21 protein-coding genes are annotated in these 22,307 nt (G+C 70.6%); 7 read left to right on the top strand and 14 right to left on the bottom strand.

Annotation, left to right across the window (positions count from 1 at the left end; translation table 11 throughout):
• Positions 1 to 54 precede the first annotated feature (54 nt).
• From Q0P88_RS08085 to Q0P88_RS08070, 4 genes are all read left to right on the top strand, one after another.
• Positions 55 to 516 carry a MarR family winged helix-turn-helix transcriptional regulator gene (locus Q0P88_RS08085; protein WP_295012910.1) on the top strand — a complete coding sequence of 154 codons (462 nt, stop codon included), beginning with the start codon at positions 55 to 57 and terminating at the stop codon, positions 514 to 516.
• Between the two features lie 5 nt (positions 517 to 521).
• Positions 522 to 1,904: an MFS transporter gene (locus tag Q0P88_RS08080; RefSeq protein ID WP_295013038.1), complete on the top strand. Its 1,383-nt coding sequence runs from the start codon at positions 522 to 524 to the stop codon at positions 1,902 to 1,904.
• Positions 1,901 to 3,115, top strand: coding sequence for a multidrug effflux MFS transporter (locus Q0P88_RS08075; protein ID WP_295012908.1), 1,215 nt, complete (start codon positions 1,901 to 1,903; stop codon positions 3,113 to 3,115). Before Q0P88_RS08080 ends, Q0P88_RS08075 begins: the two co-directional genes overlap by 4 nt.
• An 81-nt stretch (positions 3,116 to 3,196) precedes the next feature.
• Positions 3,197 to 4,777 carry a molybdopterin-dependent oxidoreductase gene (locus tag Q0P88_RS08070; protein WP_295012906.1) on the top strand — a complete coding sequence of 527 codons (1,581 nt, stop codon included), beginning with the start codon at positions 3,197 to 3,199 and terminating at the stop codon, positions 4,775 to 4,777.
• 22 nt (positions 4,778 to 4,799) lie between these two features.
• On the opposite strand, the gene rocD is transcribed toward Q0P88_RS08070, so the two are convergent.
• Both rocD and ddaH read right to left on the bottom strand, forming a co-directional pair.
• Positions 4,800 to 6,029 carry an ornithine--oxo-acid transaminase gene (rocD, locus tag Q0P88_RS08065; protein WP_295013036.1) on the bottom strand — a complete coding sequence of 410 codons (1,230 nt, stop codon included), beginning with the start codon at positions 6,027 to 6,029 and terminating at the stop codon, positions 4,800 to 4,802.
• Positions 6,029 to 6,898: a dimethylargininase gene (gene ddaH / locus Q0P88_RS08060; RefSeq protein WP_295012904.1), complete on the bottom strand. Its 870-nt coding sequence runs from the start codon at positions 6,896 to 6,898 to the stop codon at positions 6,029 to 6,031. Before ddaH ends, rocD begins: the two co-directional genes overlap by 1 nt.
• Before the next feature lie 320 nt (positions 6,899 to 7,218).
• On the opposite strand from ddaH, the gene Q0P88_RS08055 reads away from it, so the two are divergent.
• Both Q0P88_RS08055 and Q0P88_RS08050 read left to right on the top strand, forming a co-directional pair.
• Positions 7,219 to 8,712, top strand: coding sequence for a recombinase family protein (locus Q0P88_RS08055; protein ID WP_295012902.1), 1,494 nt, complete (start codon positions 7,219 to 7,221; stop codon positions 8,710 to 8,712).
• Positions 8,713 to 8,815: 103 nt separating this feature from the next.
• The gene (locus Q0P88_RS08050) at positions 8,816 to 9,064 is read left to right on the top strand and encodes a hypothetical protein (protein ID WP_295012900.1); all 249 of its coding nucleotides are present in this window, start codon (positions 8,816 to 8,818) and stop codon (positions 9,062 to 9,064) included.
• Between the two features lie 310 nt (positions 9,065 to 9,374).
• Here Q0P88_RS08050 and Q0P88_RS08045 read toward each other — a convergent pair whose 3' ends face one another.
• The 11 genes from Q0P88_RS08045 to Q0P88_RS07995 form a co-directional block, all read right to left on the bottom strand.
• A complete protein-coding gene (locus Q0P88_RS08045; RefSeq protein WP_295012898.1) occupies positions 9,375 to 10,010 on the bottom strand; it encodes an HNH endonuclease in 636 nt (211 codons plus the stop codon).
• Positions 9,991 to 10,266, bottom strand: coding sequence for a hypothetical protein (locus Q0P88_RS08040; protein WP_295012897.1), 276 nt, complete (start codon positions 10,264 to 10,266; stop codon positions 9,991 to 9,993). The genes Q0P88_RS08045 and Q0P88_RS08040 overlap by 20 nt, the downstream gene beginning before the upstream one ends.
• Positions 10,267 to 10,546: 280 nt before the next feature.
• Positions 10,547 to 10,822, bottom strand: a complete 276-nt coding sequence (locus tag Q0P88_RS08035; RefSeq protein ID WP_295012895.1) for a hypothetical protein — start codon at positions 10,820 to 10,822, stop codon at positions 10,547 to 10,549.
• On the bottom strand, positions 10,819 to 11,124 hold the full coding sequence (locus Q0P88_RS08030; RefSeq protein WP_295012893.1) for a hypothetical protein: 306 nt from the start codon (positions 11,122 to 11,124) through the stop codon (positions 10,819 to 10,821). The genes Q0P88_RS08035 and Q0P88_RS08030 overlap by 4 nt, the downstream gene beginning before the upstream one ends.
• Positions 11,121 to 11,468 carry a hypothetical protein gene (locus tag Q0P88_RS08025; protein ID WP_295012891.1) on the bottom strand — a complete coding sequence of 116 codons (348 nt, stop codon included), beginning with the start codon at positions 11,466 to 11,468 and terminating at the stop codon, positions 11,121 to 11,123. Before Q0P88_RS08025 ends, Q0P88_RS08030 begins: the two co-directional genes overlap by 4 nt.
• 370 nt (positions 11,469 to 11,838) lie before the next feature.
• Positions 11,839 to 12,936, bottom strand: a complete 1,098-nt coding sequence (locus Q0P88_RS08020; protein ID WP_295012889.1) for a phage major capsid protein — start codon at positions 12,934 to 12,936, stop codon at positions 11,839 to 11,841.
• Between the two features lie 355 nt (positions 12,937 to 13,291).
• Positions 13,292 to 13,639: a hypothetical protein gene (locus tag Q0P88_RS08015; RefSeq protein ID WP_295012887.1), complete on the bottom strand. Its 348-nt coding sequence runs from the start codon at positions 13,637 to 13,639 to the stop codon at positions 13,292 to 13,294.
• A complete protein-coding gene (locus Q0P88_RS08010) occupies positions 13,639 to 15,246 on the bottom strand; it encodes a hypothetical protein (protein ID WP_295012885.1) in 1,608 nt (535 codons plus the stop codon). The genes Q0P88_RS08015 and Q0P88_RS08010 overlap by 1 nt, the downstream gene beginning before the upstream one ends.
• The gene (locus tag Q0P88_RS08005) at positions 15,243 to 15,716 is read right to left on the bottom strand and encodes a hypothetical protein (protein WP_295012883.1); all 474 of its coding nucleotides are present in this window, start codon (positions 15,714 to 15,716) and stop codon (positions 15,243 to 15,245) included. Before Q0P88_RS08005 ends, Q0P88_RS08010 begins: the two co-directional genes overlap by 4 nt.
• 347 nt (positions 15,717 to 16,063) lie before the next feature.
• A complete protein-coding gene (locus tag Q0P88_RS08000; protein ID WP_295013035.1) occupies positions 16,064 to 19,768 on the bottom strand; it encodes a bifunctional proline dehydrogenase/L-glutamate gamma-semialdehyde dehydrogenase in 3,705 nt (1,234 codons plus the stop codon).
• Positions 19,769 to 19,893: 125 nt separating this feature from the next.
• Complete coding sequence (locus Q0P88_RS07995) at positions 19,894 to 20,457, bottom strand: acyl-CoA thioesterase (protein WP_295012881.1); 564 nt, start codon at positions 20,455 to 20,457, stop codon at positions 19,894 to 19,896.
• A gap of 141 nt (positions 20,458 to 20,598) precedes the next feature.
• On the opposite strand from Q0P88_RS07995, the gene Q0P88_RS07990 reads away from it, so the two are divergent.
• Positions 20,599 to 21,105, top strand: coding sequence for a GNAT family N-acetyltransferase (locus Q0P88_RS07990; protein WP_295012879.1), 507 nt, complete (start codon positions 20,599 to 20,601; stop codon positions 21,103 to 21,105).
• Positions 21,106 to 21,159: 54 nt separating this feature from the next.
• On the opposite strand, the gene Q0P88_RS07985 is transcribed toward Q0P88_RS07990, so the two are convergent.
• On the bottom strand, positions 21,160 to 22,307 hold a 1,148-nt coding region (locus tag Q0P88_RS07985; protein ID WP_295012877.1), incomplete at its 5' end, for a cytochrome b/b6 domain-containing protein.

The following is a 22,307-nucleotide window of genomic DNA, read 5'->3' as shown; positions in this document are numbered from 1 at the left end:
CGCCGCACATCCGACCTTTTCTTCGGGATCTTACTTAGTTAGGCTATCTAAGTAATGACTTCTGACGACCACGCTCCCGATCCCCTGCACGAGACCGCCACCCAGCTCCGTCTCGCCACGTTCCGCCTCGCCCGCCGACTCCGTTCGGTGCGCGCCGTCGACTCCCGCAACAGCGCGATGAGTGACGCACAGCTCGCCGTGCTCGCGGCGCTGCGCGCGCACGGCCGGCACTCGCTCACGGCGCTCGCCGAACGGGAGCGCGTCACCGCCCCCACGATGAGCGCGCTCGTGACCGGCCTCGAGGAGCAGGGCTACGCGGTGCGGATCCCGGACGGGCAGGATCGCCGCCGCGTGCACGTCGAGATCACGGAGGCGGGCGATGCCGTCGTGGTCGAGACGTTCGAGCGCCGCACCGCCCTGCTCATGGCCGAGATCACCGAGCTCGGACTGACGCCGGCGGAGCTGCGCACGCTGCACGAGGCGAGCGGCCTGATGCGGAAGCTGGCCGAGCTGTGAGCCAGATGTTCCGCTCCTTCGGGGTCTTCAACTACCGGGTCTGGTTCTTCGGCGCGATCGTCTCGAACATCGGCGGCTGGATGCAGTCGACCGCACAGGACTGGGTCGTGCTCACCGAGCTGACCCGCAACGACGCCACCGCAATGGGCGCCACGATGGCGCTGCAGTTCGGACCCCCGCTCGTGCTCGTGGCGCTGACCGGGTGGGTGGCGGATCGCTTCGACCGGCGGCGGATCCTGCTCGTCACGCAGACCACTCTCATGGTGCTCGCGCTCTGCGTCGCCGCGCTGCTGCTCACCCACGTCATGACGCTGCCGCTCATGCTCGTCTTCGCCGCATGCTTCGGCGTCACGAACGCGTTCGACGCGCCCGCGCGGCAGTCCTTCGTCTCGGACATGGTGTCGCGGGAGAACGCCTCGAACGCCGTCGCGCTCAACTCCGCCTCGTTCAACATGGCCCGCCTGATCGGCCCCGCCGTGGGCGGCATCGCGATCGTCGCCCTGGGATCCGGCTGGGTGTTCGTCGCCAACGCCGCCACCTTCCTCGCGATGATCGTCGCGCTGCTGCTCATCCGCACCCGCGAGCTCGTGCCGCGTCCGAAGAACCGGCGGGCCGGCGGGCTCCTCGTCGGGCTGCGGTATGTGCGCAGCCGTCCCGACCTCATGGTCGTGTTCGTGATGGTCTTCCTCATCGGAGCCTTCGGCATGAACTTCCCGATCTTCGCCTCGACCATGGCGCTCGAGTTCCACCGGCAGGCCGACGGCTACGGCGTGCTGAGCTCCGTGCTCGCGATCGGCTCGCTCACCGGCGCCCTTCTGGCCGCACGCCGCGACAGGGCACGGGTGCGCGTGCTGATGATCGCGGCCGGCGGCTTCGGCGTCGCCTCGATCGTCTCCGCCCAGATGCCGACGTACCTGCTGTACGCGATCGTGCTCGTGTTCGTGGGATTCTCGACGGTGACGATGCTGACGACCGCGAACGGCTACGTGCAGACGACGACGGATCCCGCGCTGCGCGGTCGCGTGCTCGCGCTCTACATGGCGGTCGTCATGGGGGCGACGCCGATCGGCGCGCCCATCGCGGGCTGGATCGCCGACACGCTCGGCCCGCGCGCGGCGATCACGGTGGGTGGGATCGCGGGGCTGCTCTCGTTCGCGATCGGCGCCGCCTGGATGATGCACTCCGGCCGGCTGCACCGCCGCGAGGACGCCCGCTTCCTGCTCACGCTCGACGAGACGAGGCCGGTCTCGGTGGTCGAGGCGATGGATCGTGCCGTGATCCCGCCGACCGTCAGCACGACCACCCCGATCACGCGTGCCACGACGCCGATCCGGACGGAGCCGGGCCGGCGCGGCGCCGACGACGCGCGCGAGGACGACGCCGGGTGAGCGCGCGCGGTGCCGGCGCGGGTCCGGACGGTGCCCCGTCGCGTCGCGCTCTGCTGCCCGCGCTCGGCGCGCTCTCGGCCTTCGGGCCGATCTCGATGGACGTGTACCTTCCGGCGCTCCCCGCGCTCGGCAGGGATCTCTCCGCGGGCGACGCCGTGGTGCAGGTCACGCTGAGCGCGTGCCTCATCGGACTCGCGCTCGGTCAGCTGCTGTGGGGCCCGATCAGCGACCGCTACGGCCGGCGCGTGCCGATGCTCTGGGCCATCGCGGGCTTCGCGCTCGCCTCGATCGCGTGCGCGGCCGCGCCGACGGTCGGAGCCCTGATCGCGGCACGGCTGCTGCAGGGCGTGTGCGGATCGGCCGGGATGGCGATCGGTCGCGCGGTCGTGCACGACGTGTACGAGGGTTCCGCGGCGATCGGCGCCTATGCGACGCTCATGGCGATCAGCGGCGTGGCGCCCGTCCTCGCCCCGCTCCTCGGCGGGGCCCTGCTCACGGTCACCGACTGGCGGGGCGTCTTCGTCGCGCTGGCGGCGATCGGCGTGGCGCTGCTGCTCACCGCAGCGCTGTGCGTCCCCGAGACGCTCCCCCGCGCAGAGCGCACGACGGGCGGGCTGGGCAGCGATCTTCGCGGCCTCGCGGCGGCGCTCTCGAACGGGCCGTTCATGGTCTTCGCCGTCACCCTGAGCCTGACCACCTGCGGGTTCTTCACGTACCTGCAGATGTCGTCGTTCGTCCTTCAGGACGAGTTCGGCATCGATGCGCAGGGCTTCGCCCTCGTCTTCGCGGTGAACGCCGTGGGGATCGTGCTGGGCACGCGTCTCAGCCGGCGCCTGGCCGCCCATGGACACGGCCGGCGGCTCGTGGTGTGGACGCTGAGCATCGGTACGATCGCGGCCGCCGCCCTGCTCCTCTCCGCACTGCTGCACGCCGCGCTGCCGTGGCTGCTCGCGCCGCTGTTCCTGCTGGTGGCCGCCCACGGCGTCAACAACCCCACGCTCACCGGACTGTCGCTCGCGCGGATCGCCCACGGCGCGGGATCCGCCTCGGCCGTGCTGGGCACGCTCGCGGCCCTGCTCGGCGCGCTCGTTCCGCCGCTGCTGTCCGGCAACGGGGTCTCCGCGGTCCTGATGGCCTCGACCATGCTCGTCGCGACCGCAGCCGCCCTCGTCGTGCTCGCGACCGCGGGGCGGCGCGCCGCACGGACGTGAGCCGCGCGGCCGAAACCGCGAAGTCCTCCTGAATCGGCCGCTGCGCACCCCGACGCGCTCCGCCGCTCGTAGCCTGGGACGGTGAGCGGATCCAGAGCGCTGCCCCGGGGGCTCGCCGCCGCGGCCGGGATCGCCGCGGCCCTGCTCGGCGTGGGCGTCGGCGAGCTCGCGGCGACCCTCGCCGCCCCGACGTCGAGCCCCTTCGCCGTCGTCGGCGGGATGCTGATCGATGCGGCCCCCGCCTGGGCGAAGGACACCGCGATCGCGTGGTTCGGCACGGGCGACAAGACGGCTCTGCTCACAGGGGTCGCGCTCGTGCTGCTCCTGATCTCCGCGCTCCTGGGCCTCGCCGAGCGGGCCAGGCCGCGGGCCGGCGTCGCGGGGTTCGTCCTGCTCGGGTTCGTCGTCGCCGTGCTCGCCCCGACGCGCGCGGATGCGGGAGCCCTGGCGTGGCTGCCCGCGCTGCTGTGCGGGATCGCTGCCGCGACCACCGTTCACCTGCTCGTGAGGGTGCTGCGGCGGACCGTCTCGACGCCGCCGCGGACGGACGGGCCTTCCCCGGTGGAGCCGCCGGAGTCCGTGGATCCTGCTCCCTCCCGGCGTCGCTTCCTCGCCTGGACGGCCGCGAGCGCCGCCGCCGGGATCCTGGCGACGGTGGCCGCGTCCGCGGGCCGTGCCGGCTCGGTGGCCGCGAACGGCGTCCGTACCGCGCTGCGGCTTCCGAAGCCGGCCGTCGCCGCTGCGCCGATCCCGGCCGCCGCGAGCTTCGACGTGCCCGGCCTCAGCCCCGTCGTCACCCCGAACGCCGACTTCTACCGGATCGACACGGCGCTCATCGTGCCGCAGGTGGATCCCGCCCAGTGGCGGCTGCGGATCCACGGGCTCGTGGCGCAGGAGGTGACGCTCACCTGGGACGAGTTGCTGTCCCTGCCGCTCGTGGAATCCGCGACGACACTCTCCTGCGTGTCGAACGAGGTCGGGGGCGACCTCATCGGGAACGCGGTCTGGCTCGGCTATCCGATCCGATCGCTGCTCGCCCGGGCGCAGCCGCGCGCCGAGGCCGACATGGTCCTCTCCACCTCGGTCGACGGCTTCACGGCCGGCACCCCGCTCGAGGCGCTCACCGACGACCGCGAGGCGCTGCTCGCGATCGGCATGAACGGATCCCCGCTTCCCGTCGAGCACGGGTTCCCCGTGCGCATGGTCGTGCCGGGGCTCTACGGCTACGTCTCCGCGACGAAGTGGGTGACGGATCTCGAAGTCACCCGCTTCGACCGCGCCCGCGCCTATTGGACCGATCGCGGCTGGTCGGAGCGCGGTCCGATCAAACTGGAATCGCGCATCGACGTGCCCCGCCCGAACGCCACGGTCGCCCCCGGCGCCACCGCGATCGCCGGGGTCGCCTGGCAGCCGCACGCGGGGGTCTCCGGCGTCGAGGTGCAGATCGACGAAGGGCCGTGGCAGCGCGCGGACCTGGCGACCGCGATCTCCGCCGACACGTGGGTGCAGTGGCGGCTCACGTGGCACGCGACGGCAGGAACGCATGCGATCCGATGTCGCGCGATCGGCGCCGACGGCACGGTGCAGACAGCCGATGCCGCTCCCCCGGCACCGGACGGCGCGACCGGTCGCCACCTGGTCACCGTGACCGTCCGGTCCTGACGCCGTCCGCGGTGCCCCGCGGTCAGGAGCCGAGCACGAAGCGGAGCTGTTCGAGCGCCCAGTCGAGCTCGGTGGCACGCACGACGATCGGCGGCGCGATGCGGATCGTCTGCCCGTGCGTGTCCTTCACCAGCACGCCCCGCTCGAGCAGTCTCTCCGCGATCTCGCGACCGGTCCCCCGGGAGGGATCGATGTCGACGCCGGCCCAGAGCCCGGCCACGCGCACCGCGGTCACGCCGTGTCCCACGAGCGCCTCGAGACCCTCCCGCAGGTGCGCGCCGAGCGCGGTGGCCCGTTCCTGGAACTCCCCGGACGCCAGCATCTCGACGGCCTGCAGCCCGACAGCTGCGGCGAGCGGATTGCCGCCGAACGTCGACCCGTGCTCCCCGGGACGGATCACCCCGAGCACGTCCTCGTCCGCCACGACGGCGGAGACCGGGAGCAGCCCGCCGCCGAGCGCCTTGCCGAGAAGGTACATGTCGGGGACGACGCCCTCGCGGTCGCAGGCGAAGGTGGTGCCGACCCGACCGAGCCCGGACTGGATCTCGTCCGCGATGAACAGCACGTTCCGCTCGTCGCAGATCTCGCGGATCCGCCGCAGGTAGCCCTCAGGCGGGATGATCACCCCGCCCTCGCCCTGGATCGGCTCGACGAGCACGGCCACCGTGTCGTCGGTGATCGCCTGCGCGATGGCCTCGGCGTCGCCGTAGGGGACCACGTCGAACCCGGGCGTGAACGGCCCGAAGCCGTCGCGCGCCGACTCGTCGTCGCTGAATCCGACGATCGTGGTGGTGCGGCCGTGGAAGTTGCCGTTCGCGACGATGATCCTGGCCGCGCCGTCGCGCACCCCCTTGACCCGGTATCCCCAGGCCCGGGCGACCTTGATCCCGGTCTCGACGGCCTCCGCACCCGTGTTCATCGGCAGGACGAGGTCCTTGCCGCACAGCTGCGCGAGCGCCGCGGCGAACGGCTCCAGGCGGTCGTTGCGGAAGGCCCGGCTGGTCAGTGCCACGCGGCCGAGCTGCTCGGTGAGCGCCGCGACGAGTGCGGGATGACGGTGGCCGAAGTTGACCGCGGAGTACGCGGCGAGCAGATCCAGGTAGCGTCGGCCGTCGACATCGGTCACCCAGGCGCCCTCGCCGCGCGCGATCGTGACCTCCAGCGGTGCGTAGTTGCGCGCGACGTGCGGCTCGGCACCCGATCCGTCCTCGGTCGTGGACTCCAGGATCCGCTCGATCTGCTCCGCGGACATCATGCGCCTCGCAGTTCCAGGGTGCAGCACTTGATCCCGCCGCCGCCGAGCAGCAGCTCGCTGAGGTCGATCATGATCGGGTTGTAGCCGCGCTCGCGCAGCTGCTTCTCGAAACCGGTCGCCCGCGGCGAGATGACGACGTTGTAGCCGTCGCTCGCGGAGTTCAACCCGAAGACCGCGCCGTCCTCGTCGGACACCAGGATCGCGTCCGGGAAGCGCTCTTCCAGGATCGCGCGGCTCGCGTCGTCGAAGGCGTGCGGGAGGTAGGCGATGTTGGCCGCAGCGGGGCCTCCGTTCTCCTCGCCGACGACGGGGTCGAGTACGGTCAGGGCCGTGTCGAGGTGGTAGAAGCGCGGGTCGACGAGCGTCAGCGTCACGACCTCGCGGCCGAAGACCTCGCTGACCTCGCGGTGGCTGTCCCCGGCCGAGCGGAAGCCCGTGCCGGCGAGGATCACGTCGCCGGCGAGCAGGAAGTCGCCCTCGCCCTCGTTGATCTCCTTCGGCATCACGGTGTCGAAGCCGTTCGCGCGGAACCATTCCGCGAAGGCGGGCGACTCGCCCTGCCGCTGCGCGTAGTAGAACGAGGGGACGTAGGCGCGTCCGCCGATCACGAAGCCGCCGTTCGCGGTGTAGACCATGTCGGGGTAGCCGGCGAGCGGCTCGATGAGCTCGACCTCGTGGCCCAGTTCGAGGTAGAGGTCGTACAGCTTCTGCCACTGCGCCACGGCCTTGGCCGTATCGGTCGGGTTCGCGGGCTCCATCCACGGGTTGATGCTGTAGTTCACCGTGAAGTGCTCCGGCTTGCACATCAGGTATCGGCGGTGGTGGGCGGTGCGGGCGGGGACGGTGGTGACCTCGGGCGTCGACATGAAGCTCCTCAGCGGATGCAGGTGCGGCGGACGCTGTCCAGGGGCCCGGCGGTCCTTCGATCCCACGCATCGGCGGATGCGCGGAGAAGATGCGACACGGGCACGCCGTCGTCCATTGTCGCACTCCCGGCGGGGCGGGGCCAGTTCCCGTGCCGGACGCCGCCGGCACCTCAGCCGGGCAGCACCAGCCCGGCCGCCATCTCGCCGCTGTCGGAGTAGAGGGTTCCGGTACCCGTGCCGCGGACGCCGGAACCTCAGATGACCGCGGCGCTCCAGGGATCCGGGTTACCCAACCGAACCTAAGGGCGCATGATAGTGGAATGAGACCCAGAGCCTGTCTGTACGTGCGCCTGTCCCAGGAGTCAGAGCGCAGCACCTCGATCGCCGGCCAGCACGAGGACCTGGACCTGCTCGCCCTCCAGGAGGGCTGGGACGTGGTCGCGAGGTTCGAGGACAACGGGCTGTCTGGCGGCAAGGAGCGAGCCAACGCGAGAGCCGCCCTCCAGATGATCGTGGACGGCAAGGCCGACGTGCTCGCGGTGTACGCCTATGACAGGTGGTCCCGCATGGGCATCGAGAAGGCAGCCGAGCTCATCGGGGCGATCAACGCGAGGAAGCGCGCAGGGCGGCCCGCGCTGTTCATCGCGCAGAGGGAGGGCATCAGGAGCGACCAGGAGGACTGGGAGCTGCGAGTCGCATTCTCCGCCGACCTCGCCAAGAGGGAGCGAGACAGGATGGTCGCAAGGACCACAGCCAGCCTGAACAGACTGCGGAACTCGGGCAGGTTCGCAGGCGGCGTCGTGGGCTTCGGGTACAGGCCAGCCGACAACCCCGAGGGGCCCGGGAGGACGCTGGTGCTCAGCCCGTTCGAGGCCGCCACCGTGCAGGAGGTCGCCGGCAGGATCATCAAGGGCGAATCGCTGGTGGCGATCGCGAGGGACCTCACAGAGCGCGGGGTCGCCAGGACGCGGAGCCCGTACAGGTCGGCGCTCATCCACGAACGCGACCCCGAGGGTCTAGACAGAGGCAGGTGGGACCAGTCCAACGTGCAGGCCCTGTGGTCGGGGCAGTCGCTGCTGGGCAGGGTGACCAACAAGGGCGAGGTCGTCCGGGACGAGCGCGGGGTCCCGATCACGCCGTTCCCACCCATCATCACGCTTGACCAGCACGGGGCGATCCTCGCGCGCTTCGGGCAGTCGAGAGGCATGCAGAAGCGCCGGCGCGCCAAGCGTCTGGCGTCGGGACTCATACTGTGTGGGGTATGTGGCGGGCGCATGTACGCCAAAGCGACGAAGGGCGGCGACTACTACGCTTGCTCGGCCTCCGCGCGAGGCGTCGTGTGTGCCCAACCGAGAATGAAGGCCGACATCGTGGACGAGCTGATTGAGAAGCACTACCTCAGGAACTACGGCGAGCTGCCAGAAGCGATCACCATCGAGCACTCGAAGCCCCAGGGCGCGCTGGAGCTCGCGGAAGTGGCCGAGGCGATCGACGCTACAGCCGGCCAGTTCAGGGACCCCACGGCGGACCGTGCGGCCCTGCTGGCCCGCCTGGACGCACTCCAGGCCAGGAGGGCCGAGCTGGAGGCGATGCCTCTGGAGACCACCAGCGAAGTGAAACTCACAGGGAAGACAGTCGGGCAGGCCTGGGCCGACGCCGACCTCGACCGCAGGCGCGAGCTGCTGAGTAAGGTCTACGAGGCCTGGGAGGTCATGCCGCTGGAGAAGGGCAAACCGCGCAACAGGAGCAAGCCGTGGGACAGGCTCAACTGGGTGGCCCGCGACGTCGAGGGCTGGGACGAGTACCCCGTCTAGCGGGAGGTCCGTGGGGGTTGCGACTCAGGGGCGTCGGCTTGGCGACGACCGCGGCACAGTCGATGACAGCAAGCGCCACACCGACCCCACCACGGAGGACACCATGGACAAGCACTTCACCACCATTGCCAAGGCACTCGACGCGATCCTCGCGGAAAGCGCCGAGCAGACGGGCGACGAGCTCACCGAGACCCTGGAGCGCGTCAACGCGGTCATCGGGCAGGCGCGCGGCATCAAGCAGGCCCACGCCCGCGCGATCCGCAACGCCCAGTCGAAGAAGTCGGCGGCCAAGCGCAAGGCGAAGATCGACGCAGCGCTCGCCCTCTACGAGGAGGCACAGAAGAGCGCCTGAACGCCGCCGACGGAACGAGAAAGACCCCTTGAGCGATTCGCTCAGGGGGTCTTCGTCGTCTAAGGCTTGCCCAGGTCTCGTGTGGGCTCGGTGGGCCTCACAGAACCCGTTCGGAGGGGCCTTGCAAGGGCGGGCCCATTTGAGGAGCCCACAGGCTCACCGGGCGAGGCGCGCCCGCGCACGCTCGCGGAGCAGCCAGCGGCACGCCGGGCAGCCGTGGATGGGATGGTTCGGGCGGCAGATTCCGGCGTGAGTTGGGACGAGCCCAGCGGGCATGGCGGCTCGCGCCGCGGGGGCGGAGAACGCAGGCTCAGGCACGGGCGACCTCCGGGAACAGGGCGCGGAAGAAGTCGAGGCGGTCGGGGTGGGCCTCGGCCAGCCACTCGAAGGGGTCGCGGTCGAACTTGCCGCCCGGGCCGCGGTTGCAGTCCGGGCAAGACGGGCAGAGGTTCGACGGGTCATCGGCGCCACCGCGCGCGACGGGGACGAAGTGGTCCACGTCGCGATCGCCAGGGCCGATGGGCCGGAGGCAGTACGCGCAACGGTCGGGGTCTAGCCCACGGTCGCGCCACTCGGCGGCGCGCATCGTCCAGCGCTTAAGCGCGTGCTGGCGGTTGCTACAGCCATTCCGTGTGCAGTAGCTTTGCCGGCCATCGGTGCTGTTATAGGCACGCGAGAAGGCTTCCTTCGGCAAGATCTCTCCGCAGAGCCGACAAGCCTTGCCCGCAGGCCTTAGCCGGGCGAAGTCGTCGTCGGCGTGGGCGCTGCTGCGGCTACGGCGCTTCGCGAGGTCGGCGCGCTTGTGTTGCCGCCTGGCCTTCGATGCAGCCAACTTGCACGCGGCGCACGCGCTCTCGCCGCGGCGACGATGTGCCTGATAGCCCGCATCCGTACCGCAGCGGGGGTCCGCGGTCGGAGGGAGCTTGTCAGCGGTCGAGGCGGGCATCGTTGTCCCTCTCGGCGTCGGCGCGGGCGCGGCGCTTCTGGCGCCTGGCGGCGCGGTGCGCGAGCTGCTGGTCAAGGCGGGCGCGGATGATCTCGGCCTGCCAGGGGTGCTCGGCGGACTCCAGCATCTCGCGGAGCCGGACGAAGGAGCTGATCTTGCCGACCTCGTGGCGGAAGATCGCGCGGCGACGGTCATGCTGCTTCTTGAAGTACCAGGCGCGGCGCTCGGCGGCGGTGGGCTCGGGGTAGACGGTCACGCGAAGACCCCGATCAGGCCAAGGACGAGGAAGGCGAAGGAGAGGATCGCCGGGACGGCGTGGGCGCGGAGAACGCGGAGGATGGTGACGGACATAGGTTGCAGCTCCTGAAACAGAGAAAGCCGGCCAGCCCAGGCGCCGCTGCAACTCGGCACCCGGACTGACCGGCTGGTTTGGGGGCGCGCCTTGTGAGGTTGCAGGCTCTGGCGCAGCGACACGGATGATCGTGCCGCGAGATTGGGCGGGGGGAGTGAGCCCCCGCGAAGTTCATGGGATCGGGTTAGAGACCCAGGCGGGCGCGGTCCTCCGCGGAGAGCAGAGCGACGGCGGCGTCGAACTCGGCCTTCTTCCGCGCGAGCGAGCGGCGCTGTGACGCCCTGACGGCCTCGCGGCCATGCTCGGTCGAGCGGTACTCGCGGAACACGTCCGCGTGGCAAGGGCGGCAATAGGCGCCGCGCCCGTCCGGGCGGGACCGGTTGCGGGGGAAGTCGGCGACCGGCTTCAGCGCGCCGCAGCGGGGACAGGTCTTCTCGAACTGCACGACGTCGGCGGTCACTCGGCGCCCTCCTGGGCCTTCTTGGCCTGGGCCTTCATCAGTGCCAGGCGGCTCGCGGACTTGGGGACCGAAGCACCCTCGCGGCGGCGGCGAGCGCGGTCATCGCGGATGGTGCGATTGATCTGGGCCAGCATGCCGCTGTAGGAGGCGATGATTCGGGACTCCAGGGCGCCCGAGGCCTTGAGCTGTGCGTCGGCCTGGTCGGCGACGGCGCGGGCAAGACTGATGATGCCGGCCATGCGGTCCTCGGACATCACGGGGTCCGAGGCGATGACAGTTTCGAGATCGTCGCGGAGAGTCATGATGCAGCTCCATCCTGGGCGCCCACAGCATGCGCGTGGCGCAGCAGGAGGGAGAGCGTCTGGGCGTACTCCTCCGGCTTCTTCGCCTGGGCCAGCATGCCGAACGGGGGCGCGTAGGCGATGGTCGGGACGAGCGAGCGGAGCGCGCTCGTGATCTTGCGGAGCTGGGCGGCTTCGCCCGCGGGTGACCCGGCCTCCGAGCGCAGGCGGGAGAGCTCTTGTTCCGCGGCGGCGAGCGTGCGGTCTGCGAGGTCGGCGCGACTCTTGAGGTCATCTCGCTCAGCGGTCACCTGAGCCAGCCGGCGCTCAAGCAGCGCGACCCGGCCATTTGAGAAGAGAGCCATAGGGGGCCTCCTAGAGGTTTTGTACTGGGAAACGGAGCCCCCAGGATTTGAAATCGCGCGCACACGTTTAGACGGTTGCCGGGAGAAGTGCCGGAGGGCGAGCCACCGTGGGATTCACCCCGCTACCCCGGGGGCGCGAAGTATGTAGGCCGGCGAGCCCGTCAGCTGGTGATGCAGCTACTCGCCGGCCTGAGCCGGTCACCGCGGGTAACGACTCCCGCGCACCGACGCTTGACCGCGCCCGAAGGACAGCAGGCCGCCAAGCCTCCGCGGCTGGAACCTCATGACAGTGGAGGCCGCGGAGCAGTGGGCTGACCCCCGGCGAAGAGGGCCAGCCCGGCTGAGTCACCTACTCAGCGGAGGTCTCGGCTTACGCCGCGGTGCCGACCTTCACGATCGACGCCGGGGCGAAGATGTCGAAGGAGAAGCGGCCCTCGACCAGCACGTTGGCCTCGTTGAGGGCCTTGCGAGTGAGCGTGTCCCACTCGTAGATCATGCCGATCTTGTCGGTCGAGATGCCGACGCGGCTTGAGTCGAGGACCAGGGCCGTCTTCGCCGGCAGGCCGGTCACGATGACCGGGTGCAGGCCGTTGAGGCGGCTGTCCTCGGCGTTGCGGTACAGGTAGTTGCCCGCGGTGTCCTTCGCGAGAAGGATCGCGTCGTAGTCCGCGCGCGAGATGAGCAGCACGTCCGGGCTGTAGCCCAGGTCGGACGCCTTGGCGGCGCCGAGGTAGATGCTGTCCATCGCGTTGCCCTGGAAGGCCTGCACGGTAGCGCCGGAGGCACCAGCGAAGGCGGCGACACCGAGCGCGGTCACCTTCTGGAAGATACCGTCGCCGAGCTCGTTCTGGACGAACTGCTGAAGGTTCTCGTTATCGCGGAGCGTGTACTTATCGATGTACTCGGACTCGTGCGCGACCACGTCCAGCTCATTGTCGACGCTCACCAGGGTGAAGACCGACGTCGGCTTCTGGGCTCCGGGCTCCACGACCGCCGCATTGTTGGTGCGCACGGTCTGGCGCAGGTAGCTGTACTTCGGGGACGTGCGCTTGACGACCGGCAGGACGTTCAGCAGGCCGAGGTTGGCACCAGGCTTGCCGAGCGCAACAGGGCGCTGGTCGAGCACGACCTGCGTGGCCGAGCTCCCGGGGGCGACGAGCGCCTTCGCGCCGTCAGCGCCACCGGCGCGGATCGTGCGCTTCAGCGCCTCGGGCGTCAGGTAGCCCTTGGTGAGCACGCCTGCCTCGTCGTTGAAGTCGCCGTCGTAGACGGGCTCCGAGAACGGGGCGGTGCGGTCAGCCGCGGCCTCTCCGCGGGAGATGAGGCCCTTGAGCTCGACGATGCGAGCGGAGTCCTTCTCCATCTCGGCGGCCTCAGCCTCCGAGAGCGCGCGGTTGCCGGCCTTCACGCCGGCGATGATTGCGGTGTTCTTCGCCACGAGGGTGGCGAGCTCCTGCTTGGGGTCCATAATGGGTGCTCCTTGAGTAGGAATCAGTGCGACCAGCTGGTCGCGGAGATTGCCGTCAAGAGCGGACTGGGCACACCCGGCTAGCGGTCCCTCTCGGCTCCTGCCGCTCGGGGATCGATCGATGCTGGGGTGTCAGCTGGCCTTGGGACCTCGGCGACCGCGACCCTCCTGGGCCCTCGGTCGCCGCGTCCGTGGCGAGGTTGCGCCGCAGGTTCCCCGGTGCTGATCGAGCGATGGGGCTACTGCGCTGTAGGAGCGAGCGGCGGAGGCCGCCTCTCTCGCTCCATAGTTATATAGAACCTTGCGCGTACGGGGCGGGGCCGGCGCCGCCGAGCAGACGACCCCGCCCTCGCCGTCAGGCCGCCAGGTTCTCTTCAGCCGTGTTCAGCCGCTGGAGGCCGTCCTGGAGCTCGTGGAGAAAGAGCGCGCGAGCCGCCACGCCCTCCCAGTTGACGTGGTCGATCTCCTCCTGGAGCCCCGAGCGCTGCCGGTAGTGGACATGCGCGAGAGTCACCACCTGGGCGTCAGTGAGCATCGGCAGGTAGGGGCGGTCCACAACCGCCGAGGGGAGCCCGTAGCCCGCAAGCGCCGCGCGGAGCTGGAGGAGGGCGCTAGCGCGCATCTCGCGGTAGTACGCGGCGTCGAGGCGGCTGGGGTGACGGTGGATGCGAGGGCTGTCGTCCTCGCGGTTGCGAGCGGTCATCAGGCGGTCTCCTTGAGAGTCGGACCAGCAAGAGGGCCGGTCGAGGTATTGAGGTCCATGTGGAAGTCGGGACGCTCGGGCGCCTCAGGAGCAGGCGCGTCCGGCAGCGAGTCCCAGCGGCGCGCGCGGTAGCGACCCCCAGGGCGCGTCACGTGGAAGTGAACGCCCACCGAGCCGAGGCTGTCGGCCTTGCGGCCCAGCCAGGAACCCATGCGCCCGGTGTCGCTAGGGAACCACTGCGCGCGGTCGAGAGCGGCGGAGTCGAGGCCGTAGAGGTCCTCGGCCACGTCGCGGAGCGCCTGCAGGAGCGCGTCGTTGGACAGCTCGCCGCCCTCAGGGCGCTGCTTGACGAACTCGTAGACCACGCGAGCGAAGCGGTCCTCCTCGGCGGCGGCCTGGAGCGTGTCGCGGCGCTCGGCCAGCATGGACTCCTCGTAGGACCCGCCGGTCGCGAGGTCGAGCGAGCGCGCAAGAGCGCGGATCTCACGAGGACGCACCGGCTCACCCGAGGCGAGCAGAGCGTCCATGACGTCCAGCGCCCGCGGAAGCCCGCGCAGCGCGGTCACCACGTCGTCCAGGAGGTCCGCGAAGATCGCAGGGGCCCAGGCCTCGAACTGCTGGTTGAGGCGATCGCCGAGCGGAGGACGAGTCGGCGAGACGGTCCAGATGCGGTTGCGGAGGTCATCGCGGAAGCCAGCCGGCGTGCCCGACGCGGTGATGAGCAGAGGGCGCTTGCCCGCGGTCGTGGTGGTGCCCCGAGTCTCGTACAGCTTCTGCGTGCGGAACGAGGCGCCGGTGATGACCTGCTTCATCGCCTGGTGCTGAGACGGCGAGATGGACTCAACGTCATCGAAGGCGAGGATGGGCGACTGGTGCATGAGGCTGCCCCAGGCGCGCTCGGTGGTGGGAAAGTCGCCGCCGATGCCCCCGAGGTCCGGATCAGCCGGATGCAGGAAGCGGAGGAGCATCGAGCTGCGGAGCGACTTGCCCATCTGCGTGGTCGCCACGAACATGAGGCCCTGCTGCGTCCAGTGAGGGAAGTAGGTGCTCATCAGCCAGAGCCACGTCAGGTGCCAGTCGCGGTCGTCCAGAGCGAGCACGTCGCGGAACCAGGCCTTAGCCTCGCCAGGAGCCACGCCGTCAGGACGCCCCGGCTCAGGCAGCGGCTGGAACGCGGGGTCCCGATGCCACAGCGGCGCCGCCTCGAAGGGGCCGCCCTCATCGCGAGGGTCGTAGACGAGCCAGCCGAGAGGGCTGATGTGGACCATCTTGCCGACGTGGCGGTCCCCGAGGTCCACCAGGACGCGGGGCTCACCGTCCGCCCCGGAGTACTGGTAGACGCGAGTGGCAACGCGAACCGGCTCCGCGAAGCGCGCGACCTTGCGAGCGTGCGCCTTGGCCATGTCGTAGACGACCTGCGCCCGACCGTAGAGGCTCACGCCGCCCTGGTCCAGGAGGTCCATCCAGTCGTAGACGCCCGCGGCGAGAGGCTCGGCGACCTGAGGGCGCACCGGATCGGTGGGGACGATGACGTACTCGCCGTCAGTCGTCCAGCCGAACGCGTAGCCGGTCGCGACCGCGGCGAAGTCGGCGGAACCGACGCTCACCGGTTGGACCCAGCGAGCCCGAGCCGAGCGGACTGCTCGTTGGAGAGGTTCAGCGTGGGATACACGCCGACCAGGTCCACGAGGTCCGCGGAGACCGGGGCCCCGGTGTGGTCGACGAAGTCAGGCCCGCCGTCCTCGCCCCAAAGCGCGAGGTAGTCGGGACCGAGGAGGCTGTCGTTGGTCACCCCCTCGCCGCGCGCGTCGTGGCGAAGGGTGTAGGTCGTAGGGTGCTGGCCGGCGCCGACGCCCCAGGCGAGGCGGTAGTGACGGTAGCTCAGCGGCAGGTGGGCCGGAGCGGCCCAGAGGAGCGGAAGCAGGGCCAGGCGGTTCTCACCGGCAGGCAGCTTCTTGATGACGACCCCGTTGGCGCGAGTGTGCAGGCGGACGAAGAAGGCCCGAGAGCCGTCAGGATCGACCGTGGCCTGCTGGACCGCGAGGTATGGACGCGGAGCGAGGAGAGTTGCGGACATGCGAAATGACTCCTTGATGAGGAGACGGTGCTGACATGCGCGTCAGCAGGTGGCCATGACGGCCGGAAGGTCCGCCCGAGTGGGCGGCGTCGATGACGGTAGCGCGGGTTCTCAGTTTCGCCCGTCGCTCCCGGGGAACTCATAGGTTCAGGGGCTGCCGGAAGGCCCGGAGAGGGGGAGTGTCAATAGTGTAAATACGGTCCCGGAGGCGTCATAGGTGTCATGGCGGCCCCGGATGCCAATGATTGCAAGGCGTCGGGCTATGACACCTTGTATGACACCTTGGCCGTTTCGAAGGTGTCATGGCCAGGTTTGAGGGGCGTCATGTCACAGACTTGCCCTGAGCCTCAGATCACGTGCCTGAAGGTGTCGTCGGGGTTGCCGTACCGGTGCGCGGTGATCGCGATCGCCTGCTCCCGCAGGAACGGCAGCAGCTCGATCCGACCGGCGGTCGTCACCTCGCCCGCGTGGATCGCGAGATCGGGATCCCCCTGCACGCGCGCGGCGAGCGCGGCGTGGAGGGCCGCGACGTCGGCGGCGGCGCCCACGATCCGGACCCGTCCTGGCCGTTCCTCGGCGGGAGGAACCTGCGGATCCGTGCCCTCCTCGACCGCACCCGCAGGATCGAAGCGCTGCATCCACTCCTCGTCGCTCTCGACGAAGACCGGGATCTCCGCGTCGCCCAGCACGCGCCGAACGCCCGCGGGCAGGCCCGCCGGAACCGAGAGCGTGAAGGCGCCCCCTGCGCGGATCGCCGCGATCGTGACGCGCAGCAGCTCGCGCAGCGGCGTCTCGCCCGTGGCGCGCACGGCGACGGGCACAGAGCGGTAGCGGAAGAGATTGCGCTCGACGCCGAGCCGCGAGACGTCGCGGACGCGCCCGAACTCCCTGTCCCAGGCGAGCGCGTCGCTCAGCGCCGCGCGCCGCAGCCACTCGAACGCCGTGTAGTCCAGCGACGGCTGAGCCGACTCGATGAGCGCCGTGATCCGGGTGTCGAGACCGCGCAGATGCAGGGTCGTGGATCCGTGCCCCCCGGTATCCCGCCAGGATCCGAGGCCGATGAGATGGTTAGGGCCGCCGGCCTTCGCGCCGGTGCCGACGGAGGAACGCTTCCAGCCGCCGAAGGGCTGACGCTGCACGATCGCGCCGGTGATCCCGCGGTTGACGTACAGGTTGCCCGCCTGCACCCGCTCCAGCCACATCGCGAGGTCGTCCGGATTCTGCGTGTGCAGTCCGGCGGTGAGGCCGTAGTCGACCGCGTTCTGCAGCTCGATCGCGTGCGCGAGAGTCGGCGCGTGCATGATGCCGAGCACGGGGCCGAAGAACTCCTCACGGTGGAAGCGCGATCCGCTCTGCACGCCGGTGCGGATCCCCGGCGTCCACAGCCGGCCGCCCGAGTCCTCGACGAGGCGGGGCTTCAGCACCCACTTCTCACCCGCGTCCAGTTCTGTGAGCGCCCAGCGCAGCTTGCCCTCCGGCACCTCGATCACCGGTCCGACCTCGGCGCGCGGATCCTCCGGCCACCCGACGCGCATCGACCGGGTCGCGTCGACGAGCTGCCGGGCGAAGCGTCGGGACCGCCCCACGGGGCCGACCAGGATCGCGAGGGAGGCCGCAGAGCACTTCTGCCCCGCGTGGCCGAAGGCGCTCTTGACGAGATCGGCGACGGCGAGGTCGAGGTCGGCCGAGGGCGTGACGACGAGCGCGTTCTTCCCGCTCGTCTCGGCCTGCAGCGGCAGGTCGTGCCGCCAGCGACGGAAGAGCGCGGCGGTGTCCCAGGATCCGGTGAGGATCACCCGGTCGACGCCGCCGTGTGAGATGAGGGCCTGCCCGAGCGCACCCTCCTCGATGTCGACGAGCGCGAGGAGGTCGCGCGGGATGCCGGCGTCCCACAGCGCCGCCGCGATCACGGCGGCCGAGCGGCGCGCCTGCGGTGCGGGTTTGAACACGACACCGGATCCGGCGGCGAGCGCCGCGAGCACTCCGCCCGCCGGGATCGCGAGCGGGAAGTTCCAGGGCGGTGCGACGACCGTCACCCGCGACGGCACGAAGGCGGCGCCCGGCACGGCGTCGAGCTCTCGGGCCTTCGCGGCGTAGTACTTCGCGAAGTCGACGGCCTCGCTCACCTCGACGTCGCCCTCCGAGAGCACCTTGCCCGTCTCGGCGGCGGCGACCTCGATCAGCTCGGCGCGACGGGAGTCGAGCACCGCCGCGACGCGCAGGAGGACCTCTGCTCGTTCGCCGGCGGGTCTCGCACCCCACGGCTCCGCGGCGGCACGGACGCGCGCGAGCGTCTCGTCGAGCACGGCCGGGTCGTCGATGCGCGCGCTGCGCAGGATCCCCTCCCCGGCGGTCGACCCGGGGATCCGCGCGAGGATCTCCCGCGCCCACTCCCGGTTGGCGGGGAGGGCGGGATCGCTGTCCTGCGTATTGCGGAACCCGGGTGCCCCCTGGGCGACGGAGGCCACGTCCTCGCGATGCGCGAACACCGCCGTCTCGACGAACGTGTCGTCGCGGTCGACAGGACGGCCGATGCCCAGCACCGCCTGCGTCAGCGCGCCGTCGCCGTCGTCCGCGTCCTCGGCGCGGACGACGGACTCGTGCACGGGTGCGCGCCGGTCCTGCCGCCGTCGCGGGCCGACAGCCAGCGACGGATCGGCGGAGCGTTCGAGCGACGCCGCGAACCGCCCCACCTCGCGATCGAGCAGATCCTCGTCGTCGTGCAGCCGGAACGCCGCCGAGAGGAAGTTCTCGCTCGACGCGTTCTCCTCGAGGCGGCGCACGAGGTAGCTGATCGCCACGTCGAACTCGCGCGGCCGGACGACTGGTACGTACAGCAGCACGTGCCCGACCTCCCGGCCCACGGCCTCGACCTGCCCCTGGGCCATGCCGAGCAGCATCTCGAACTCGATGGGACCGGGTGCCCCGGACGTCGGATCCGGCCGCACTCCGCGGTCGCCGGCGAGCAACCAGGCGTAGGCGATGTCGAAGAGGTTGTGGCCGGCGATGCCGATCCGCACGGCGCGCAGGGACTCGGGCGTGAGCGCCTCGTCCAGGCAGCGCAGGTAGTTGGCGTCCGTGTCGACCTTCGCGTCATAGGGCGCGGGGGTCCACCCGTGCATCGCCGCCTCGACGCGCTCCATCGCGAGATTGGCACCCTTGACGAGCCGGATCTTGATCGGCGCGCCGCCGTGGTCGACCCGGTCCTTGGCCCAGGCGGTCAGCTCCCGCAGGGCAGGCAGCGCGTCGGGCAGATACGCCTGCAGAACGATGCCCGCCTCGAGGCCCTGCAGCCGCGGATCCTCGAGGATCCGCGTGAACACCGCGATCGTCAGGTCGAGATCGCGGTACTCCTCCATGTCGAGGTTGATGAAGGTGGGGGTGCGCTTGGCGGCGGAAGAGCCGAAGGGATCCTGCGCCGCCGACAGGTACAGCGGCAGCAGCCGTTCGGCGACCTGTTGCACGACGTCGTCGAAGGCCCACATCGAGATGCGACTGACCACGGCGGAGACCTTGACCGAGACGTAGTCGACGTCGTCCCGGCGGATGAGGTCGTGGATCCCTTCGAGGCGGCGCTGCGCCTCCTCCTCGCCGAGCACGGCCTCGCCGAGCAGGTTGAGGTTGAGGCGGGCGCCGTGCGCGCGGAGCTTCGCGAGCGCCGGTCCCAGCTTCTCCGGTCGCGCGTCGGCGACGAGGTGCCCGACCATCTCCCGCAGCACCGAGCGGGCGATCGGGACGGTGGGTGCCGGCAGCGCCGGGGCGACGACCCCTCCCGCCCGGACGGCGGCCCGCAGGTACCAGGGTAGGAAGCCGGGGGCGAGCGGCGCCACCCGGTGCAGATTGCCCGCCGCGGCGCCGAGGCTCTCCGGGCGCATCACGCCGTCGACGAACCCGAGCGTGAACGGCAGTCCGTTCGGGTCCTGCAGCACTCCGGCGAGGCGCTCGGCGGCCGGATCCGCGTGCGCCTCGGATGCCTCCTCGATCCAGCGCTGGGCGAGGTCGACGGCACTGCGTGCCCGAGCGGTCTCCTCGTCGTTCAGCCACTGCGGCATCGGCATCGCCTCTCTTCTGCGCCCGGGATCCCGGCGGGAACCCACTCTTCCCAGCATGCCGCCGCGCAGCACGGTGAGGGCCGAGGCACGCCCTCCGAAGCCGGGAGAGGGATCGGATCCCGCGCTCAGGCGCTCCAGACGCTCGGCGCGGGAGCCTTCGTGGGCGGCAGCGCCGAGGCGGCGGCCCAGTCGTGGATCCAGTCCTCGACGCCCGGCACGTCGTCCGGCTTGCCGAGGGCGCCGAAGAACTCGTCGTGGGAGACGGTGCCGCCCGTGCGGCGCAGCATGCGCGCGCGGACGATCGCCCTGGCGCAGACCTCGCCGTCCACGACGGCGCGGTGCTCGAGGAAGAGCGCCTTGTCGTCGTGCCCGATGAAGCGGGACTCGACGTCGAAACGCTCCCAGAGCTCGAGGGACTTGCGGAACGTGACCGTCTCGTTCGACACGACCGCGTACCAACCGCGGTCCTTCATGGCATCGAAGAGGCCCGTGCGGATCAGCAGATCCCAGCGTCCGAGGTCGAACAGCGAGAGATAGCGCCCGTTGTTCATGTGCCGCAGGATGTCGATGTCGGTCGGCAGGGTCGTGAGCCGGATCCGGCCGACGGCCGTCGCCGCGAGGGTGTCGCCCTTTCGCGCCTTGCGACGGGCGGAGAGGAACACGAGCAGGGTGCGCCAGATCACATTCACACGAGGAGCGTAGTGAATCCGGCATGGATCACGAGGATCGGTTGTCGGATTCGCACAGTCGCGTTCGGCCCGGAAACGCCCCGGAAACAGACGGTCCCCGTCGATTTCGCGTCCGCGCACCGCGCGCGTAGAGTCACGATCATGAGCGCCGATGCCCTTGTCTCCGTCACCGTCCGGCCCGTTCGCGATGTGGATGCCGAAGCGCTCGGCCGCGTGCACGCGAAGTGCTGGCACGAGACCTACGACCACCTCATCAGCACGGCCACGCTCGAGGCGGTCTCGCCGAAGCGTCTGGCCGAGCTGTGGACGCACTGGGCCTCGCAGGGCCCCGAGTACCGCATGAGCGCGGCGCTCGTCGACGGAGAGATCGTCGGATTCGTGGGATCCGGTCCCGCTCGCGACGACGACCCGCCCGCAGAGCGCGAGCTCTACTTCATCTACCTGCTCGACGCCTGGCACGGCACGGGGATCGGCCAGCGGCTGTTCGACGCGGCCGTGCACGCCGACGAGACCTGCTACCTCTGGGTCGCCGAGGATAACCCCCGCGCGCACCGCTTCTACGTGCGCAACGGCTTCGGTCTCGACGGGGCCGTGCAGGTGGAGCCCTTCCTCGGCGAGACGATCGAAGAGGTCCGCTTCGTCCGCTGATCCGGAGCGCTGATCCGGAGTGCTGATCCGGGCCGCCGAGATGGCGGACCCGGGTCAGCGACCGGAGACGTTGCCGAAGATCTTCGCGATCGGGGCGAGCACGAGCGGACGGGCGGCGATCCAGCCGATCGCGATCACCGCGAGCGAGGCGAGGAAGACCCAGAACCCGGTCCACGTCACCGCGTCCTGCAGCGCGTACATGTGGTTCAGGTTGCGCAGCATGCCGGTGAGCAGCACGAGCGCGACGTGCACCACGATGAACAGCACGAAGAACAGCATGGTCGGGAAGTGCAGGGCACGCGCCCACTCGATCGGGTAGGCCTTCGACAGCCGTTCCGCCTTCTTCGGCCACAGTCCCGACATCCGGAAGCCCGTGACGATCGCGAGCGGCGCCGCGAGGAACACGATGGTGAAGTACGCGATCTGCTGCAGGCTGTTGTAGTTGACCCAGCCGTTCTCCGTCGGCCAGTCGAACGAGACGTACTGGAGCGCCGCGGACAGCGCGTTCGGGAACACGGCCCAACTCGTCGGCACGATCCGCGCCCACTGATCGGTGACGAAGAGCAGCACGACGAAGACCACGCCGTTCACGATCCAGATCAGATCGAGCGCCTGATGGAACCAGAGCGTAAGGCTGATCTTGCCCTTCTGGTTCCGCCGTGGCGTCCAGAACACGGTCGGACGCTTCTCGTGGCGGACCTGGGTTCCCGATCGGATGATGAGCGTCATCAGGAAGACGTTGAAGAAGTGCTGCCAGCCGACCCAGGCCGGGAAGCCCGGCGCGACGTGGACCGCGGGCTCGTACTCGCCGGGGAATGCGGCGAGGAAGTCCTGCATGAACGGCAGGCTGAGGAACGCGCGCACGAGGGCGATCGCGGCGCCGGCGAGGACCGCCACGGCTGCGGCGCCGAGGAGTCCGCCGATCGCCTGCGGCCAGGTCGCACGACGGGTCGTCTCCTCCGCGGCGGGGATGTGGCGCGGAGCCGATCCGTTCCACACCGTGCGGGTGAACGGGAGCGGCGCGGACACGTCGGGGCGCCGGACCAGAGCCGTCTCCGCCTCGGTCGGCGCGATGGCGACGGCCGTCCCCTCTGTCGCCCCGGCTGCGAGCACGCTCGCTGCGACCACGGCGGCCGTCCCGGCCGGAGGCCAGGGCTCGCCCCCGACGACGCGCGGCAGACCGCGGCGCAGGACCGATCCGG

The sequence above is a fragment of the uncultured Microbacterium sp. genome (assembly GCF_945952435.1).
GTDB lineage: Bacteria > Actinomycetota > Actinomycetes > Actinomycetales > Microbacteriaceae > Microbacterium.
Note: the sequence above shows the minus strand (reverse complement) of the source record. Positions and strands in the feature narration are given on the sequence as shown.